General features: G+C 33.4%; 13 protein-coding genes. 4 read left to right on the top strand and 9 right to left on the bottom strand.

The features are described 5' to 3' along the window. The first annotated feature begins 6 nt into the window (after positions 1-6). From KO515_RS00555 to KO515_RS00540, 4 genes are all read left to right on the top strand, one after another. Complete coding sequence (locus tag KO515_RS00555; RefSeq protein WP_215934432.1) at positions 7-6,345, top strand: RHS repeat-associated core domain-containing protein; 6,339 nt, start codon at positions 7-9, stop codon at positions 6,343-6,345. Between the two features lie 8 nt (positions 6,346-6,353). Beyond that, on the top strand, positions 6,354-6,725 hold the full coding sequence (locus tag KO515_RS00550) for a hypothetical protein (protein WP_215934431.1): 372 nt from the start codon (positions 6,354-6,356) through the stop codon (positions 6,723-6,725). Positions 6,726-6,839: 114 nt separating this feature from the next. Then, positions 6,840-7,661 (top strand): hypothetical protein, encoded by an 822-nt coding sequence (locus KO515_RS00545; protein WP_215934430.1) that lies wholly within the window; start codon positions 6,840-6,842, stop codon positions 7,659-7,661. Positions 7,662-7,681: 20 nt separating this feature from the next. Continuing rightward, complete coding sequence (locus tag KO515_RS00540) at positions 7,682-11,431, top strand: T9SS type B sorting domain-containing protein (protein ID WP_215934429.1); 3,750 nt, start codon at positions 7,682-7,684, stop codon at positions 11,429-11,431. 669 nt (positions 11,432-12,100) lie between these two features. Here the strand turns inward: KO515_RS00540 and KO515_RS00535 are convergent. From KO515_RS00535 to KO515_RS00495, 9 genes are all read right to left on the bottom strand, one after another. After that, complete coding sequence (locus tag KO515_RS00535; RefSeq protein ID WP_215934428.1) at positions 12,101-12,538, bottom strand: hypothetical protein; 438 nt, start codon at positions 12,536-12,538, stop codon at positions 12,101-12,103. An 85-nt stretch (positions 12,539-12,623) separates the two neighbouring features. Beyond that, positions 12,624-13,097 (bottom strand): hypothetical protein, encoded by a 474-nt coding sequence (locus KO515_RS00530; RefSeq protein WP_215934427.1) that lies wholly within the window; start codon positions 13,095-13,097, stop codon positions 12,624-12,626. A 50-nt stretch (positions 13,098-13,147) separates the two neighbouring features. Continuing rightward, positions 13,148-13,771 carry an SIMPL domain-containing protein gene (locus tag KO515_RS00525; RefSeq protein WP_215934426.1) on the bottom strand — a complete coding sequence of 208 codons (624 nt, stop codon included), beginning with the start codon at positions 13,769-13,771 and terminating at the stop codon, positions 13,148-13,150. 66 nt (positions 13,772-13,837) lie between these two features. Then, a complete protein-coding gene (locus tag KO515_RS00520) occupies positions 13,838-14,419 on the bottom strand; it encodes a hypothetical protein (RefSeq protein WP_215934425.1) in 582 nt (193 codons plus the stop codon). A 56-nt stretch (positions 14,420-14,475) separates the two neighbouring features. Further along, complete coding sequence (locus tag KO515_RS00515) at positions 14,476-15,057, bottom strand: hypothetical protein (protein WP_215934687.1); 582 nt, start codon at positions 15,055-15,057, stop codon at positions 14,476-14,478. A gap of 294 nt (positions 15,058-15,351) precedes the next feature. Next, complete coding sequence (locus tag KO515_RS00510; RefSeq protein ID WP_215934424.1) at positions 15,352-16,245, bottom strand: helix-turn-helix domain-containing protein; 894 nt, start codon at positions 16,243-16,245, stop codon at positions 15,352-15,354. 175 nt (positions 16,246-16,420) lie between these two features. After that, entirely contained in the window at positions 16,421-16,957 is a 537-nt protein-coding gene (locus KO515_RS00505; RefSeq protein WP_215934423.1) for a dihydrofolate reductase family protein, read from the bottom strand. A gap of 22 nt (positions 16,958-16,979) precedes the next feature. Continuing rightward, positions 16,980-17,393: a hypothetical protein gene (locus KO515_RS00500; RefSeq protein ID WP_215934422.1), complete on the bottom strand. Its 414-nt coding sequence runs from the start codon at positions 17,391-17,393 to the stop codon at positions 16,980-16,982. A 9-nt stretch (positions 17,394-17,402) separates the two neighbouring features. Beyond that, positions 17,403-19,511, bottom strand: a complete 2,109-nt coding sequence (locus tag KO515_RS00495; RefSeq protein WP_215934421.1) for a tail fiber domain-containing protein — start codon at positions 19,509-19,511, stop codon at positions 17,403-17,405. Positions 19,512-19,527: the final 16 nt, after the last annotated feature.

The following is a 19,527-nucleotide window of genomic DNA, read 5'->3' as shown; positions in this document are numbered from 1 at the left end:
CCTCTTATGAAAAATTTAGATATACTTTTTTTAGTTTGCCTTTTTGTTTTTACTAACAACATAAGCGCACAAGAAGATATAACCATATTTGGGGAAGATACCTTTACATATGAGAAAATTGACATTATCGATAGGGATAAAGGAACCACTGTTCCTCTCTTAAAAAGTCAAAAAAAACTAAATTCTAAAATTAAATCATCTTCAGTAGCTAAAAATTCTAATTCAGGCGTTGGGGAAACTCCAGGTAATTTATCTGTGTCTCTAACGGGTGGAGCTAATTATGAAGTACCAGTAGCCATACCTCCGGGAATTGGTGGTATTGCACCAGAGATTGCATTGTTATATAATAGTCAAAGCGGTAATGGTCTTGCTGGTTTTGGTTGGAACGTTAGTGGTATTTCGTCAATATCTAAAATACCTGCTTCTAAATATCATGATGGTCAAATTGATGTTGTAGATTTTGATCTTCTTGATAGATGGGCATTAGATGGGCAACGGTTAATTCTTAAGAGTGGTACTTATGGTGGTAGTGCTACGTTTGAAACTGAAAAGTTTTCTAACATTAAAATAACGGCTCATGGGAATTCCCCTTATGGACCAGCTTTTGGACCTGCCTATTTCCTTGTGAACTATCCCGATGGTTCTATGGCTAAATATGGTGATAGTTCAGATTCAAGATCTCATACAAATTATTCAATCACTTATTGGCAAAACCCACAGGGGGTTAGAATAAGTTATGAATATACCAAGAGCAATAATAGCCAGCACATCAGTAAGATAAAATATGGTAGTTTGAATACTAATAGTCCAACTAATGAAATAAGATTTAATTATGGTAATCGCTTAAGACGGGAGCAATCTTATGTTAATAACGTGTCTATTATTAGAAGTCATATTTTAAAAAGCATAGAATCTTATAGCGGTGGAATTCGCTACAGAAAATATCAACTTTATCATGGCTCTAACGATAGAACTACATTAGAATATGAAAGATTATCTACGGTTACCGAACATAGCGGTGATGATACGGAATTGCATTCTAGCATTGTTTTTACTTATTCTGATTCAGCCTCTTCAATAGGCCATAATGATATAACTACTAGTTTGTCAGTATCTAATATTGAGCAAAGAAATGCTCAAGCCATGTCATTGGATATGACTGGAAATGGAGAGATGGATTTTATTGTATTTCCTAATGCGAAAGATAAATTTTGGATGTTTTATGATCTTCAAAGTGGAGGTAACAATTATCCCTATCAGGTTAATACGGGGTACTTTAAATCTATTTTTCCTTCAAGATTATTAAATTCAGGAAATAAGGTAGAATCTAGTCAAGGTTTAACGGTAGTGCAGAAAGGCACTAATAATAAAATGAATTTTAAAGTATATTCAAAGGCACCTCCTTCATCTGGAGGAATACCCCCTTTAGCCTCTGACTATACTAAAATATGGAATGCACCTCTATACAATCAAGGTAATCCAATGAATATACCAATGGAGTATGTATCGGGGGATTTTAATGGTGATGGATTAACAGATGTTTTGGCTATTGGAAAACCTTACGGGGAGGACTCGGACTACAAAAAAGTATATTTTATAAATTTGAGGCGAGATATACCAACTGGTTTTGCAAGCCTTGTTGGAAATTTGAGCTTAAATTTAAGTGGTAGTTATAAATTAAAAACAGGTGATTTTAATGGTGACGGTAAGACTGATTTATATCATATTACTAATGGTAAAGTACAGATTTATTCTTTGACTAATAGTAATATTTTGACTATTCCTAAGACGATAACAGACTCTTCAATTAATACTGTAGATACAATGATGTTAGGAGATTTTAATGGTGATGGAAATACAGACTTTATGGTTCCAATAGGTAATAATAATGATGATTTTAAAGTTTTTATTTCAACTGCTACTGGATATGTAAAAGGAACCCATGATATGCCATTTACCTACAGAAGAACGAATTGGGATGGCGATGACGGCGTGAATTATGGACACAACTTAATACCTTTAGATGTTAATGGTGATGGAAAAACAGATATTGTTGAGTATAACACCGTTACTCATAATGAACCCGTTTTCCCCTGGATTCCTCCTACTGATGGAACTCAAACAGTAACAGTTTATAACAATCTTAGAATAGATGGTTCTAACATCGTAACTAAGATAAAATTTGAAAATGGTGGCACAGAAACAATTACGGGTGATTTAAAACATTACCCTATTCCAATTTATCTTACTTCAAATCAACAAAATAAAAGTTTAGATTTTGCTTCTATAAGTGATCAGTATGTAACTAATTTTTCCTTTTCTCATGATCATAGGGAAGATGTTCTATTAAACAGTATAACGAACAATGGAACACTTTATGAAATAGATTATAGTAATTTAGACCCCTCTTTATATAACAGCGAGTATGAATTTTCGGCTGCGATATATGAAAATGGATCGGATCAAATATACCCAAATATAGATTTAAAGATTGCACCAAGTACAAGAGTGGTTAGTGCCATAAGGCGATACGGATATCTATCTTCAGGTACTGTAATGTCTAAGAAAGTTTTTTTTTATAAGGGAGCTGTTTATAATTCAGAAGGTGAGGGGTTTCTTGGTTTTAGTGCTATAGCAAGATCCAATTGGCATATTGACAGTGCAGATAGAATATTCCATGTTTCGAAGTATAATACAGACCTAAAAGGTGCTATGACGGAAGAATATTCCATGCCAGATTATTTTAGCTTTATAGCACCTACATCTAACTATATTAGTAAAACCACCTATCAATATTCTTCATCACTCTCTAATAGTAAAGTTTTTAGACTATGGTTGGATTCTAGTGTTAACCAAAACTATTTAGAAGGAACTTTTACTAATACAACTTATAGCCAATATGATGCCTATAATAATCCTATAAATATAACTACTACGTTTATGGGTGGTAGTAAAAATCAAGTCATCACATATTCTAATAATACAGGTTCTAATTATCATATAGGAAGGCCTATGAATACAGTCTCTAGTACAACGCTAGATGGCGATACCTTTAGTACAGAAGAAGAATTTTCTTATACAGGCTATTTATTAACACAAAGAAAAATTAAAGGAAATGGAACACCATTTAATATCGAAACCTACAATTACGACTCTTTTGGAAATATTATAAAGAAAACCACCACACCTAATGGAGAATCTTCTCGTGAGGTTGAATTTGAGTATGATTCCTCAGGTCGATTCCTTGTAAAATCTATAGATATTGAAGGTTTAGAGACTGATTATGAATATGGTGGAGCGTATGGTGACTGGAATTTAACTAAAGAAACAAACCCCTTTGGTCAGGAGACAAATTTTGAGTACGATTCTTGGGATCGATTGATAAAAGTCACTGATTATTTAGGCAAAGAATCTACGACCAATTTCACAGAAGTTAATAATGCTTATACCGTTACAAATACTGCGGAAGATGGTAGCGGAATGATTGTTGAATATGACCAATTACAAAGAGTTTCCGTAATTAAAGAAAAAGACCTTTTTGGAGACTGGGTTAGTAAAAAATATGAATACGATGTTTTTGATCGTTTAATTAAAGAGAGTGAACCTTACACAGGCAATAGTCCAACCCAATGGAGCGAAACTACTTATGACTTATATAGCAGGCCTATTTCCCAAACTTTACATACAGGGCGTATTATTAATATAAGTTACAATAACTTAACAACAACGGTCGATGATGGAGTTAAAACCATTACATCCACAAGAAACCAATTTGGGAATCTGGCATCAGTAACAGATCCAGGAGGAACAATAAACTACACCTATTATGGTAATGGAAATCTAAAAACAGCAAATAACAATGGAGTTTTGGTTTCTTCCGAGCAAGATGGTTGGGGAAGACAAACCAAGTTAATAGATCCTTCCGCAGGTACTTATGAATATAGTTACAATGGCTTTGGAGAATTAAAAATAGAAGAAACACCAAAAGGAAGAACAGATTATTTCTACACATCAACGGGTCAATTATCTCGAAAATTTATTATAGGAGATAACACAGAAATGGATATTAGGTACACCTACAATCCAACAGATAAGTTACTGTCTCATATTCAAATGACAAATTCAAATGGAAGCGACGCAGAATATTATTATAGTTATGATAATAATAAGCGATTAACAGATGTAAAAGAGAGAAATGAATATACAGATTTTTTAACGACATATACTTATGATGATTTTGGGAGAGTAGAAACCGAGCGTTATCAGGCGTTATTAATGGCTAATGGGAAGTCGAGCGACAAAAAAATCAGAAACGAATATAGTAACGGTTACCTACAAGCCATCCTGGATTTTTCATCTCAAAGACCCATTTGGGAGGTTGATGCTTTAAATGCACGTAGTCAAATTACAAGTGCCAAAATGGGTAACGGTATGCAAGTGCAAAATAGATATAATTCTTTTGGATACTTAACTGATAGTGTCGTTGAAAAAGATATATACTCGTCTCCAACAGAGTTAATGCATCTTAAAACAAATTTTAATATTGAAAGAGGCACATTAAATATCAGGTCTAATAGTATGTTCTCATGGTCAGAAGAATTTGAATATGATGGTTTAGATCGTCTAATTTCTTTCAATGATAATAACGGAAATAATAACCATCAATATGATGATTTAGGGAGAATCACTTATAACAATGATATAGGAGATTATAACTATTCTGGGACATCTTATAAAGTTGATACAATAGATCTCAATACTCAAGGAAATCAATACTATCAGCAAAATACGTTACAACAAGTAACTTACAATGCCTTTAAAAAACCAGTTAACATTAGTGAGCTTGGTAAAGAAAAGATAGATTTTCAGTACAATGCCTTTATGGGACGATCTCATATGTTTTATGGTAATGAAAGAGAAGATATCAGAGAACGCGAAAAAAACAAACACTACGATTATACTGGTCGTATGGAGATTAGTTACGATTTAAGAACAGAATCTACTGTGTTTGTAACTTATATCGGTGGTGATGCCTATAGCGCGCCTGCGATCTGGCGTTCTGAATACGGTGAGGTGGAAGATGATGGTTTATACTATTTGTTTAGAGATTATTTAGGGAGCATCATGTTAATAACAGACCAAGATGGAAAAGCCAAAGAAAAACGACACTTTGATGCATGGGGCAATATTGTAATTGTAACGGATGGGAACGATAATGAATTAAGAAAATTAACATTTTTAGACAGAGGTTATACAGGTCACGAGCATCTTAGTGGCGTGGGCTTAATACACATGAACGGTAGATTATATGACCCTAAATTAAAACGTTTTCTTTCACCCGACAATTACATACAAGATATTACCAACACCCAAAACTTTAACCGCTATGGCTATGTATTAAACAATCCTTTAATGTATATTGACCCAAGCGGAGAAACTGGAGAAAACCCTGGATTATCAGGTGGGGAACAAGCTGGTTTAGGTGCTTTGATTGCAAGTGGATTGGCAGCTATAAACTGGGAAGGATTAAGAATGAGAGATGTAAGTGATTGGACTACAAAACACATTTTTAGTCCTTTTAATGATGCTGTAGATTGGGTTGAAGGCTGGTTTAAAAAGAAAAGCACCGACAGAGAATACAGCAACTACGAAGGCTTATCTAGCGACCCTATGGCGGGTTCTTCTAATAGCATGTCTAATTCCTTTTTTAATGCAGGAGGTACTGAGAGTGGTTTGGGGATTTTTCAATCAGAAAACCCCAATGATATAGCATATGAATTATATAAAAATGCGACTAATGTTTTACCAGAAGTAAGTGGATGGAGTGGTAGTGAGCTTTACAATACAATATTTAATGGACATGGGGCAAGGTCTGTTGATATTGGGGGTGAGAGTTTTCATATCACTTCTTGGGGTACGGTAGATAAATCTAACTTTGTGCATAGTGCGGTGGTAAATGAACTTGCAACATTTTTCACGCCTGCAGGAGCACCTTTTAGATTTGCATCAACAGCTAGGGGATTAATGCACTATGCAAAACATGTTAAAAACATAAAATATGTGTGGAAAACTGGAGCTTGGAAAGCAATTAGAAATGGAGGTAGTTTGGCTAATGAGTTTAAAAGTTTTTCGGCATTTGTAAAAGGAGCTCAAAGTTTTTTTACCAGTAAAGGACCAAATTTTCTCACTTATGTAAATAGTCAGGGTACAATTTTCAAACTAAATGTTAGAACAGGTCATTTTGGAGTTGCTAATACTAATGGAGTGATACAAACATTTTACAAAATTGAAACAAAAGGAAACAAAGCTTTTAACTATTTTATAGAACAAGTAGCAAAATATTAATCATAATTATGAAAAATGAAAAAGAATTATTTAGGAAATTAGGTATAAGAGAAGGATTTGGTTCCTACTTGGACTTAATAAAATCTTGGTCAGAAATTATTGAAGAAATTGAATTAGGCTATAATCAAAACTATTTTGAACTAGATTATGATTTGATGGTAAGAGATGAAATAGAATTGTTAATAAAAGATGAACAATATGAAAAATCTAAATATTATGAGAAGCTTATTTATGAAGTTAATATTCTTGATAAACGCTTTTTAACTTTAATTGAATTTATCTCTGACAAAGATATTAATTCATCTTTTTGGAAAAGACGGTTAATATTAAAGAATGCTGGCATAGAATATATTAATAGTCATCCTTATATTATAAAATAATATTACTTACCCTCGCTAAAGCTTGTCTGCGATGAGTGATTGCAAAGTATTGGAAATTGACAAAAGTCTCAATTTTAAAGTAGATTATATAATTTAAGATTTAAAAAATTTATTATGAATACCAAAATAGCTTTTATGCTAATTATTCTTTTTAGCGCATGTAGCCCATCAGATAATAACGGTAACCCAGACCAAAGTTCTACCTTAGAGGTTTCAGTAACAGCAGATGCAACAACAGTAACCATAGATCAAATAATAATCCTTACAGCCACTGCCAACGAAACCATCAACGAAATTAGCTTCTCTAAAGATGGTGGTGTTACTTTCAGCAATGCGATTTCATCATCCTCTTTTACCGATACGGTCAACCTGTATTTAGATTTTGATACGCTTGGCTCAAAAAGTATAGTGGTTAAAGTTACTAATGATGTAAGTGATGTTGTAGATAGTACAGTAAATATAACCGTAGAAAGAGGCAACGCTATTAAATTACAAAGTGTGCAGCTCAATTCTTTTTACGATATTGGCAATACTTGGGATCTTGAATACCCAACAACAGACCCTAACCATTTGGCAGATGTGTTTTTTGTTCTTTTAAAACCTACCCTCAATGCTTTTGATGGCACTAGAAGCTCGGTTGCATTTAGTCCTCGTATTTGGTATAGGTCAGCAATAAAAGAAAACGAAAGTAGTTTGAGTTGGAATCTTCAAAATGAAGATTTATACATCAACATTGAGGAATTAACACCATATATTGCTTTTGCAGATGATGATGGCGTTGATGATTTTGGGATTCCTGCTGTTGGTGATTTAATGTTGGGTTCACCTTCTGCAAGTATGATTCCGTTAGGCGACTATTATTTGTCACAACCCAACATCATTACTCTTGAGGAACCATCTATCAATTTAGAATACGTTATTGGTGTAGATTGGTAAAAACGTTTAAGAAAATTTAAATGAGGTTAATTTATTTACTCATATTGGTTTTAATATCAAGTGTTGGTTTCTCTCAAAACGAAGCCAACATTTGGTATTTTGGTAATCATGCTGGTTTAGATTTTAATTCTGGTAGTCCTGTTGCGTTAACAGATGGTCAACTCAATACTATTGAGGGCTGTGCATCAATAGCTGATGAAAATGGAAATTTATTATTTTACACAAACGGGATAAATGTTTGGGATAAAACGCATCAAATAATGCCTAATGGCTCAGGTCTTAACGGCAATGAATCTTCTACAAATGCCGCTATTATTGTGCCTAAACCAAGTAACTCAAATATCTATTATATTTTTACCTTAGATGAAAGAGGTTACGCTAACGGTTTGCAATATTCAGAAGTAGATATGTCCTTAAATGGTGGTAATGGAGATGTAACAGCAACCAAGAACGTTTTATTAGAAACACCTGTCACAGAGAAAATAACGGCAGTAAAAGTGAGTGGAGAAGACGCCTTTTGGGTCATAGCACACCGATGGAATAGTTCAGATTTTATTTCCTATAAAGTAACAAGTGCAGGTATAAACACAACACCAATTGTAAGTTCTGTAGGTAGCTATTTAGGGGGATTTAGTACAAATGCAATAGGAGGTATAAAGGTATCGCCTGATGGCACAAAATTAGCGGTTGCCAATTTAGGGCTATGGGAAGCACAATTGTTTGATTTTAATAGTACCACAGGTGTAGTTTCTAATCCATTTACAATTTTAGAATTTGACTGGGAATCCGCACCTTATGGTATTGAGTTTTCGCCAAATAGTAATTTGCTTTATGTTTCAGTAAAAATAAAAGGTATATACCAATTTAATTTAGTTGGAAGTCAAACAGATATCTTAAATTCTGAGACAAGAGTAGGGCCGTTAAATATTTCTAATAGTAGTTTACAATTGGCAACTGACGGTAAAATTTATTTAGCGTTATTTGGAGGTGCTTATTTAGATATAATTGATAGCCCTAATACTGCAGGTGTTGGCTGTAACTATATAAGTGATGGTGTCTTTTTAAATGGTAATACCTCAGAGAATGGTTTACCACCATTTGTTCAGTCGTTTTTTAATGTAGGCATTCTAGTAAATAATGTGTGTTATGGAGAAGCGACACAGTTTAACTCAAACATTTCGCAAGCTTACGATACGTTAGTTTGGGATTTTGGTGACGGAAATACATCTACAGAAGAAAACCCAATACACACGTACGCCAGTAGTGGAGACTATGAAGTCTCATTATCTGTAACATCTGGCAGTGAAAGTTCTATTGACATTAAGGCTATTACAATTTTTGAAGCGCCAACAGTTACACCAATTGTAGATTTAAAACAATGCGATGATGATTTGGATGGGTTTGGCATTTTTAATCTCAATGAAGTTAAGTCTGAAATATCGGCAAACCATCTCAGTGAAACCATAACGTTCTATGAATCGCAATCGAATGCAGAGAACACCTATAGTCCCATTCAAAATAGTATAGATTATACGAATCAATTGGTCAGTTCAGAAACAATTTGGGCTAGAGTAGAAAATGCAAATGGATGTTATCAAATATCCCAACTAAACCTAGCAGTTTCTACCACACGAACTCCAGAGACCTTTAACAGAATAATTTATCAATGTGATGATGATACAGCTATTACTGATGGCGTTTCAGCGTTTGATTTAAGTGGGGTAAATTCAGAAATCGAGGCACTCTTTCCTGTAGGTCAACAATTGAGTATTAATTATTACCGCAATCTTGATGAAGCACAGTCCGAAACAAACCCAATTACTGATATTTCGAATTATGAAAATACAGGTTATCCAAATACGCAGCAAATATATGTAAGAATTGATAGCGCATTGAACGAGGATTGCTTGAGTATAGAACCACTAATAACACTTAAGGTTGAAACGGCACCAATAGCCAATACCGTTTCTATTCTACAACATTGTAATGACAATGGCGACAACATGTACGCATTTGACACATCTGATATTGAAACAGAATTGCTGAACGGTCAAACTAACGTTATGGTGGAATACTATGACGAATTAGGCAATGCATTATCAAGCCCTTTACCAAATCCTTTTGTATCATCTACACAAGATATCACTGCACGAGTTAGCAATTCCAATTCCCAAAACAATGAAAGTGCTTGTTATGACGAAACGACGCTACACTTTGTGGTACAAAATGCAGTGATAGCACATCCTTTATTAGACATTACTCAATGTGATGATAACAACGATGGAGTATTTGATTTCGATACCTCAAACATTGAAGCACAAGTTTTAAATGGACAAACAGGAATGTTAGTAAGTTACTTTGATGAGAGTGGGAATACATTACCTAGTCCTTTATCAAATCCTTTTACTTCTGAAACACAGGCTATAACCATAAGGGTAGAAAATGAATTAAGTGCTAATTGTTTTGATGAAACAACACTTAACTTTGTTGTTAGCGAGCAACCAGTTGCAAATAATATCGCTAGTAATTTTATTTGTATTGATGTATCAAATGATTTAGAGTATACTTTTAATTTGTTAGATTATAACACTCAAATATTAGGAGGTCAATCGAGTTTAACTTTTGAAATAATATATTTCACAAGTGAATTAGATGCGCAAAATAATAATAATTCAGTATCAAATATATATACAGTTAATTCAAATTACGAAACAATTTATGCAAGAATCCAAAATATAAATAATAACAATTGCTTTGAAATCACTTCTTTTGAGTTAGGTGTAGCTTATTTACCAATAGCTTATCAACCAGAAGCTATCATAGTTTGTGATGATGAAAGTAATGATGGTATAAAAATATTTGATTTAACCATTCAAAATGATAGTATATTAAATGGTCAATCTTCAACAGAAAACAGTATTACTTATCATCTGAACGCTCAAGATTCCGAAGAAGGAATAAATCCACTGCCAACAAATTTTGCAAATATTACTAACCCTCAAACCATTTACGCACGAATTGAAAATATAAACTCTTCCGACTGTTACTCAACAACGTCTTTTGAAGTGATAGTAAATGAGCAACCTGTGCTCTTAATGAATGATTTATGGCCAATTTGTGAAGGAGGTAACGTTCAAATTATTGCTGATGAAGGTTATGATTATTATACATGGTCAACTGGTCAGACCACAAGGGCTATTACGGTAGATGAACCAGGCCAATATACCGTCACCGTTTCTAATATTTATGATAATGAAATATGTAGTGTTGAGAAAACCATTACAGTAAGTATTTCTGATATTGCTATAATTACAGATATTGAAACAGTAGATTGGTCACAAAATAACAATACTATTTCTATTTTTGTTGAGGGTAGTGGTGATTATGAATATTCATTAGATGGAAATAATTACCAAGATACGAATATGTTTTCAGGGTTGTACATTGATGAATATACGGTATATGTAAGAGATAAAAATGGATGTGGTATTGTTAGCGAAGACGTTTTTTTAATTTATTATCCAAGATTCTTTACACCAAATGGTGATGGAGAAAACGAAACATGGCAAATTATAAATTCAGTAAAAGAATCTAATAATAAAGTTTATATCTACGATAGATATGGCAAATTAATTAAACAATTACAGCCTAATGATTTTGGTTGGGATGGAACATTAAATGGAAGTCAACTCCCAACGAGTGATTATTGGTTTGTGTTAAAGCGTCAGAATGGTAAAAGGTATACTGGCCATTTTTCTTTGAAGCGGTAAAATCTATCAATGCTCAAACCTTTGTACACAAACTATGATCTATAACGTTATTTTGAGATGATTAAATCCTAACCAGCTCTCTATTATAGTAAATAGCACTCTCAATTGCTCTAATAGTTTCAATACATGTGGGACCACAAATAAAAAAGCTTCATAGAGTTTATTCTCTTTGAAGCTTTTTTTTGTAATCTATTAAAAAGTCGTGCTTTTTATGTGTTAGAAATTATTCAATAATTGAGTGGTATTATTGAGTTTGACTATTTTTAAATTCGTTCTAGATAGCCGAAAAATTTGAATAGTCTTTTTTATTGAATTTTTTTAAGAAAGAGATACGATCCTTTTTTCTTTCTTTAATATAAATATTCAGAAGAATTAAATATTGCATCATAAATTCCTAATCATAGTTTCCACCCAGATACATTTGCGCCCAATTCTAATAGTGTTGTTTCGTTTTCTTTAGTAATGCTTTTTAGAGGTTTTGTTTTAGACCAATCTATTTTACGTTTATTCATGTTAATTAAATATGGTAGTAATTTAAGATCATTGATTGCCACTGATCCTAATTTTGTAAATAAAGGTTTTTTTGTGTCTTGATACAACGATTTGCGTATCTATAAGCATTACGTGAAAAGATCTACTTTACATTATTATAAAACGTAATGCGATGTTTCAATTTCGGTCTATTTTTGCTGATTCTATGATTTCACCCGTTAAATCAAGATTATAAACTATATCTTGAATTCGCCAGGTATCTTTTAATTTATATAAAACAAATGTAAATCTCACTGGCTGACGGTCGTACCTTACCATATAGCTAAGGAGTTTTAAATTCTTTCCTATACTTTTTTTCGTTATAATTTCAAAACCATGATAATCTCCGACAAGTAGTAATATTTCTTTTAATTCATTTTTTAAAATTTCAATTCTGTTTACCTGTTTTAACATCCAACGATTAGTGGAATAGGCATAGTCCAATGCTTCCATAGGTTCTGTTTTAAAAATATGAAAAAACTTGTGAGGTATGTCATATACAGAATTTTGTGCATTTATATTTATTAATGAAGTGAAAGTTGTTATTAAAATAAAGATAATTGTTTTATGTGTCATAATTCCTTTTTTAATAGTTAAACGGTTTGTGTTTAAAGAGTAGTAGTTCCTGACGCTAATTTTTTAGATTAACAAAGTCAGTGTTTTAATTAGCAATTACACGTTTATAGATAATGCCTTCATTTCTAAATACAATTACCATTACATTAGCCGTTTTACGTTTAAAAAACTCAGGTTGACTAGTTGTTTGCCAATCACTTGCTCTTTTTTCAACAATGGCTTTCGTCCAACTAATATCATAATTCGTCGGTTGTGTTTTTTGCATTCCTTCAGTCCATTTGTTTATGTCAGAAGATTTAACTCTAATAACAAATTTATAATCCCAAGAAGATGCTCCGGGAATAGATGTTGGCCTACTATTAGTAAAACCGTTTACATTAAACAATTCAAATTCTGCATTCTCAAAGTCACTTTTTGCTTTAATTTCATATTTTAGACACTCAATTCTTTTTTCTCTAGTATTATAGTTATCACTGTCCAACAGATTTGAGTTATGAAAATCAGAACAACTACAGAACCCAAGATATATTAGTGAGGTTATGAGTGTTAATTTCTTCATTTATAAGTGTTTTTTAGAAGGCTGATGTTTTTATAAGATTTTATGGCAAATCACTTTACCGAAAATATCACATTAATCATATAAAAATACTCACCGATAGGTCTATCGTAGTATATTGAGCTTTCAATTTCTTCACCATAACGATTATTTAAATCTTCTATTTCCTTTATATCTCCGAGCTCTTTACCCATAGCTGTTGCAATAATTGCAGCCCTTGCTTTAGCATTTGCCAAAGCTGTTTCAGATAATTTTGCAGCTTCTTCTTCGTCAATAGTAATAATAGAGGAGTAGTTTATCATTTGCATTCCTAATGATTTAGTTTTGAGGAATTTTTTCATTTTTTCCACTGATTTGGTTCGGTATTCATATATAATACCATCTTTACCATATCCCATACTTTCATATCCAAAACCATTGGAATCTTTTTTCAGGTTGCTCCAAGAAATATCATTGGCTTTAAGTGCACTTTTATACTTTTTTTTCAGAATTTCAAGAGTTGTCATTTCAGCAGGAAGGCTTGAGTAACTACTACTTAATGCTACCGTAGCTTTAAACTCTGGGGAAGAATCTATAAGAACAGAACGAGCACTTACTTTTATTGTAGTAGTCTGTTGTTGTGCAATTAGTAGTAATGGAAGCAACAGAATTGTTATTAAAAATATGGTTTTCTTCATAACGAGTTTTGTTTATTAAAAAAAAGTAGCCCTAACATTAATAAAAAATATTAAGGGCTACAGCTATTAATCAGGGATATTAAAAAGAGCTTTAATCTCTTTGTAGGACATTTTTGTATAATCTAATGTTGTAGATTTTGAATCTGTAGTTGCCGAAGTACTACTGCGATTACTACTGATAGGATTTCCACCAGGAATAATAACATACCTATACTCTTCATATACAGTGGTTCCTACAGATGTACCATCTATGGATGAGGCATTAAATCTTAATGTGCCAGGGTTCTGAACAATAACAGAATATTGATTTTGGTCATTGATTAATGGTAGTTGAAAAATGCTTGGTGTTCCCGAAAGTGGAATGTTTTTAGCAAATCCTAAAACAATACCAGTGTCTATAATGGCTTGTGTTACATTGGGCGCATCCACATAAAAACCTCCGCCTGTGGCAATTATGTTGTCATCAAATTCGGAATCAATCCAATCTGAATATATAACATTGGCAGTTCCGGTTTCGCCATCTGCACCATCAATACCATCTGTGCCATTTCTACCATCTTCGGGTGAACATCCCATAAAGAGAATAGAGATAAATAGCGCACCTAGAAGGTGTTTCGTTAAATTGGTTTTAAAATTCATTGTTTTCATAAGATTGTTTTTTAAGTTTTTACTTTAGTATGAAAAAGAGGTTGGGGCTGTAACGATTAATCAGGGATGTTAAAAAGGGATTTGATTTCTTCATAAGACATGCTAGAATAGTCCACTTGAGATGAGCCATTTGCAGGTCTGGAACTTGCGGAAGTTCCTCCAGGAATGATGACATATCTAAAATCGCCATTCAAAAAAGGTGTTCCAATGTTACTATCGTCAATTGATTGCACTCGAATAGCGATAAGTGTATCATTAAAATCAAATAACCTAAAACTCCACTGCTCTTGAGTTGTGCCAAAAAATGAAGTTGGAATTGAATATATTAAATTACTAACTCGGGCGTAAACTAGTATGACACCTGTATCGTGAATTTCTTGTGTAAGCTCTGGTGCATACATTTCCCATTGATCAAAATTGCTATTGATAGTGTCCGGAAAACCTGAAGCGATCCAATCTGAGTAAATAACATTGGCAGTTCCGGTTTCGCCATCAGCACCGTCAGCACCGTCAGCACCATCAATGCCGTCAATTCCATCTATTCCATCGTTTCCATCTTCAGGCGAGCAGCTGAAAAAAAGAAGGGATATGAACAACATACGTAAAATAGGTCTTAATAAATTTGTTTTAAATTTCATAACATTTAATTTTATATGATTAATAATCCAAACTTAGGCCCTAATTAAAAGAGTAATGTCCTGAATATTTGAGTCTTAAAGAATTAGGACAACCTTTTTATGTTATTTAGTTTTAATCCTTACTCTCCACTTCTCTCTTCATTGAAAACTATAATCTATACACATAGGTTTAATAATCAACCCATTGGTGGTCAACTAAATAGCAAACACTATGTGAAGGAATTCCGTTAAACGATAAAAATTTGAATCGAACAATTCATATTCTACACGCTTTGGGTAGAACCATTAAGTATATTATGAATGACGACACTTTAAAACCGATTGACTTTTATAAGCCATTGGTGTTAGACCTGTATGTTTTTTAAAAGCCGAATAAAAAGCGGATTTTGAGTTAAAACCGGCTTCTAAACCTACAGAAACGATGGTGTAACCCGAAAATTCTTCGGAATGAAGATTGTTCTTTACATCCTCTATACGGTATTCGTTTATAAAATCGATAAAACTTTTATTCAATAAATTGTTTATCATACTGGAAAGATAGCAAGCCGAAATTCCCAAATCTTCAGCAGTTGAAGAAAGTGTTAAATACGGATTTCTATAGATCTTTCTGAATTGCATTAGGCTTTCCAATTTTTTAAAATAGTGATTAGCGCGGGTAAAAGGCTTACGTGTTTTAGTCTGAATTTCTTTTATTTTTTGTGCACATAAAGTGGCAATTATGGTAAGCAGATGTAAGTGTTTTTCATTAAAGAAATTTGCTTCAGGATGTTCAGAATCAATAACTCCAAAAAGCGTATCGTCCATTACTATTGGGATGCAGATTTCAGAAGATCGTTCCTCGTCGTCTATAATATAGCGACTATCATATTTTGTATTTGGAATAAGTTCGGGCTTTTTAGTTTTAGCGACACTGCCTACAATGCCGTTGCCCAAAAGGATTTCTAATTGATTATAAATGACCTCTTCATAAGGGTTTTTTTGTCCGTATGCAGCTTTTTGGTGTAATACGCCTTTTTCTTTATCAAAAACATAGATAACGCAATCTACAAACCCTAATTGCTGGATGACATTTTTGGTAATGTCCCAAAGGACTTCTTCTACCGAATTTTTATGATAAAGTGATGTTGAAAAAAAACTTATGGCTTTAATTTCATCTAATGTGTTCAGTGAATTTTGCTTATTATTCATGATTTTGGGCTTTTTAATTTTAAATAATTTGTATGGTCACTTGTCACTTTAATAGAACAAACACGTTTTGGTTTGTAATAAAGAAGTGAATTTTTAAGTGATAATAGCTTAGTAGGAAAGTAGGCTTTTAGCAAAGCAGTTTATAAAGCTCTATTAACTAAAGAGCTGATAGCGGTTAGTGCTTTTGCTTATTATATGTCAATATTTTAAGTCCATCTTCAAAAGATTCGTTTTTGATTAAATTCCATTTTGTGTTATTGGTTGAGTTACCAAATAGTTTGATGCCATCTTTTAAAATTATGGGATTTAGTTTCAGTTTAAGTTGGTCAATTAGTCCATGGTTGAGTAACCAACCTGCAAATTCACCACCTCCACACAGGTAAATATCTGTTTTAGAATTTGCTTTGATGTCCTTAATTCGGTCTAAGGATCTTTTTTCAATATGAACAGAGTCAGCTAAATTTTCGATTTTCAATGTATCTGAAAAAATAAAATGTTCCATATGGGGATAGGCGGGTTGCCCTGGTTGAAGTCCGTATTGAAAACCAAACTCATAAGTCCTTCTTCCCATAATGACGGTTTTAAAATTTAATAGATCTGCTCTATATTTTTCAACACCTTTTCCTTTTAATATAAACTGACTTATATCGTCATTTTTTCCAGCAATGAATCCGTCAAGTGAACTTGCCACGTAGTAAATAATTTTTTGCATAAAATCTTTTTCTTTGTTCTATTTATCCCTGTACTTTATCAAGAATAATAAAACCTCCTCCATTTTCTGTTATGATTAATGTTTGTAAGGAAGCATCGTAGGTAACAATACCAAAAAGAATATCATCAACGAAATTAATAGTAATTGTTGATGCGTCTAATATATAATTGGTGTTGATGGTTTCAACTAACTCGCAACCATCCATACTTTCTTCAACGATTTTAATGATGGTACTTCCGTCAACCATAAAATCGATAGAGCTTTCTTTTTGACATGCTGTATAACCTGCTTGTGATTTTGACTCGAAGTACCATGTACCAGAAGAGAGTAAGTCTAAAGTTGTAGGTAATGTATTATTTGAAGAATCATCATCATTACTACAAGAGAAGGATAGTATTGAAAGGAAAACAATGGCAACTATTTCTAATGTTTTCATAATTTCTGCTTATTGATTATTTGTTTGTTCTAAAATATTGACTCTATTTAAAAGAGATTCTAACGCCTTAGCTTGATCCAAACCGATGTTTTCTTGGTTAGTTATTGTACTTTTTTGTTGGTCTAAGCTTAATTTTAAAGCATTAATTAGAGCTTGTTGTTCTTTTATAGCATTGATGAGTACAGGTACTAAATCTGAATAATACACGCCTAATCGATCTAGTTCTTTTTTGGATAATACTCCAGAGACTTTATCTTTTTCCCAGATATGTGCCTGGACGACTTCTGGGACTAATACCTGAAGGTCTTGAGCAATGAGTCCTAACTTGGTGTCTGGATTGTTCTTGTTTTTCCAATTAAAGCTTACAGGTTGCATTTTTAAGACTTCGGCTAAACCATAGTTTAAATTTGCGATGTTAGTTTTGCTTCTTCTGTCTGAAGTTTGAATCATTCCATTTGCTGCATAGACATCAAACCATCTTCGATTTGGACCTCCTAAACGGTCTCCTTCATCAACAGTGGGTACTAAACTAGAACCAAATGCCAAAACATCGTTTCCTCCGTCTTCGATGATTTCGTCGCCAATCCGTAAACGACCACCAGAGATATGTAATAGTTCTTGTGGCGTATGTGTGCCTATACCTACATTTCCGTTTTTTAAAACAGTTAGTGCATTCCGTTTATTTGCTTCTGTTCCATTACCAATTGTAAACAATGGGTTAGTATCTACCCAGTTATCAGAATCACCAAATGGAATATTATGACGTCCAAGAGCTGTTTGTGCATATGATTGCGCTATTGTATTAATTCCAATAGCAGTAGAGTAATCTCCTGAAGCTATAGAAAAATAACCCATTGCTACCGAACTATCTCCAGAAGCAAGTGTTTGGTTGCCCATTGCTAAAGATGCAAAATCAGAAGCTTCAGTGAAAGAACCCAATGTTGTGGATCTTTGACCTAGAGCTCTAGTCCAAGATCCCATTGCTGTGGCATTGCTTCCAGAGGCAATAGTATTATTTCCTGCTGCTAAGCAAGCAAAATCAGAAGCTTCACTTTTATTTCCAATGGCTATTGAGGCAATTCCTGAGGCTTTAGTTTCATACCCTATAGCTGTAGAATAACTTGAAGAAGCTATAGAACTGAATCCTACAGCCAGTGAAGACATCCCAAATGCTTCTGTGTCAATTCCTAATGCAGTAGCTCCTTGTCCAGATGATTCCGTCATATATCCTAGTGCAGTAGACGCATCTCCAGATGACACAACCCCTCTACCTATGGCTAAAGCTCCTGAAGTAGTAGCAGAAGCATTTAACCCAATAGCTATGGCATTTTCCGCTGTAGCAAATGAATTTATACCCATAGCGACTGCGCCATTTTCTGAAGCTACATTTTGCAAACCAGCAGCAAATGCATAATCACCAATCACTTGGTTAATACCTCCAATAGCTGTACTATTTAAACCAGAAACTACATTATTATTTCCTAAAGCGATTGTATAATCGTTTAAGGCATAATTTTGGTTGCCAAAAGTTAAAGCGTGTTCGCCTGAGGCTGTGCCATTGTGTCCTAAACTAAAAGCGTAATTTCCTGTTGCTCCTAATCCTAGATTTTGATCATCTACAAAACTTAAGTCTATGGCGTTATAGCCTATGCTGTCATAATTACTACTGTTTCTGCCTATTAACCTCCAACCAACACCATTACCTTCGTCAATTGGTTCAAGTCCCTTAACGTTTGCTGCCTTTTTTGCATGAAAAGCATAAGGAACAACAGAGAACTGCGTCGTTCCCATATCTACAAATCCTGAACCTGTGTTTATTTTAACGTTTAAAAAATGCTCATCACTTCCCCAATTTATATCGTCAAAAATTCCGCTGATTATTGAACCCTCTCCAATGTTTACAATTATAATTCCGTTTATATCTGTAGTTGGTGTGTGGCTTTCTTCATATACACTGGTTAATGCATCACTTTCTAAAATTTTGAATTTTATCAGAATAGAACTGTTTGCAACAACGTTTCCTTGGTTATCCTTAATGAGTGCTTTATAATTAATCCCGTTCTGTGTATATCCTAGTGCTGAAAGAAAAAGGACTACAAAAAGTATATATCTTTTCATCTTTAATTTTTTTATC

Origin of the sequence: Winogradskyella psychrotolerans, assembly GCF_018860545.1 — a bacterium.
Taxonomy (GTDB): Bacteria; Bacteroidota; Bacteroidia; order Flavobacteriales; family Flavobacteriaceae; genus Winogradskyella; species Winogradskyella psychrotolerans_A.
Note: the sequence above shows the minus strand (reverse complement) of the source record. Positions and strands in the feature narration are given on the sequence as shown.

Excerpts from the sequence above, each read along its gene's own strand:
- KO515_RS00555 (WP_215934432.1), top strand. The coding sequence starts at position 7 with ATGAAAAATTTAGATATACTTTTTTTAGTTTGCCTTTTTGTTTTTACT.
- KO515_RS00550 (WP_215934431.1), top strand. The coding sequence starts at position 6,354 with ATGAAAAATGAAAAAGAATTATTTAGGAAATTAGGTATAAGAGAAGGA.
- KO515_RS00545 (WP_215934430.1), top strand. The coding sequence starts at position 6,840 with ATGAATACCAAAATAGCTTTTATGCTAATTATTCTTTTTAGCGCATGT.
- KO515_RS00540 (WP_215934429.1), top strand. The coding sequence starts at position 7,682 with ATGAGGTTAATTTATTTACTCATATTGGTTTTAATATCAAGTGTTGGT.
- KO515_RS00535 (WP_215934428.1), bottom strand. The coding sequence starts at position 12,538 with ATGACACATAAAACAATTATCTTTATTTTAATAACAACTTTCACTTCA.
- KO515_RS00530 (WP_215934427.1), bottom strand. The coding sequence starts at position 13,097 with ATGAAGAAATTAACACTCATAACCTCACTAATATATCTTGGGTTCTGT.
- KO515_RS00525 (WP_215934426.1), bottom strand. The coding sequence starts at position 13,771 with ATGAAGAAAACCATATTTTTAATAACAATTCTGTTGCTTCCATTACTA.
- KO515_RS00520 (WP_215934425.1), bottom strand. The coding sequence starts at position 14,419 with ATGAAAACAATGAATTTTAAAACCAATTTAACGAAACACCTTCTAGGT.
- KO515_RS00515 (WP_215934687.1), bottom strand. The coding sequence starts at position 15,057 with ATGAAATTTAAAACAAATTTATTAAGACCTATTTTACGTATGTTGTTC.
- KO515_RS00510 (WP_215934424.1), bottom strand. The coding sequence starts at position 16,245 with ATGAATAATAAGCAAAATTCACTGAACACATTAGATGAAATTAAAGCC.
- KO515_RS00505 (WP_215934423.1), bottom strand. The coding sequence starts at position 16,957 with ATGCAAAAAATTATTTACTACGTGGCAAGTTCACTTGACGGATTCATT.
- KO515_RS00500 (WP_215934422.1), bottom strand. The coding sequence starts at position 17,393 with ATGAAAACATTAGAAATAGTTGCCATTGTTTTCCTTTCAATACTATCC.
- KO515_RS00495 (WP_215934421.1), bottom strand. The coding sequence starts at position 19,511 with ATGAAAAGATATATACTTTTTGTAGTCCTTTTTCTTTCAGCACTAGGA.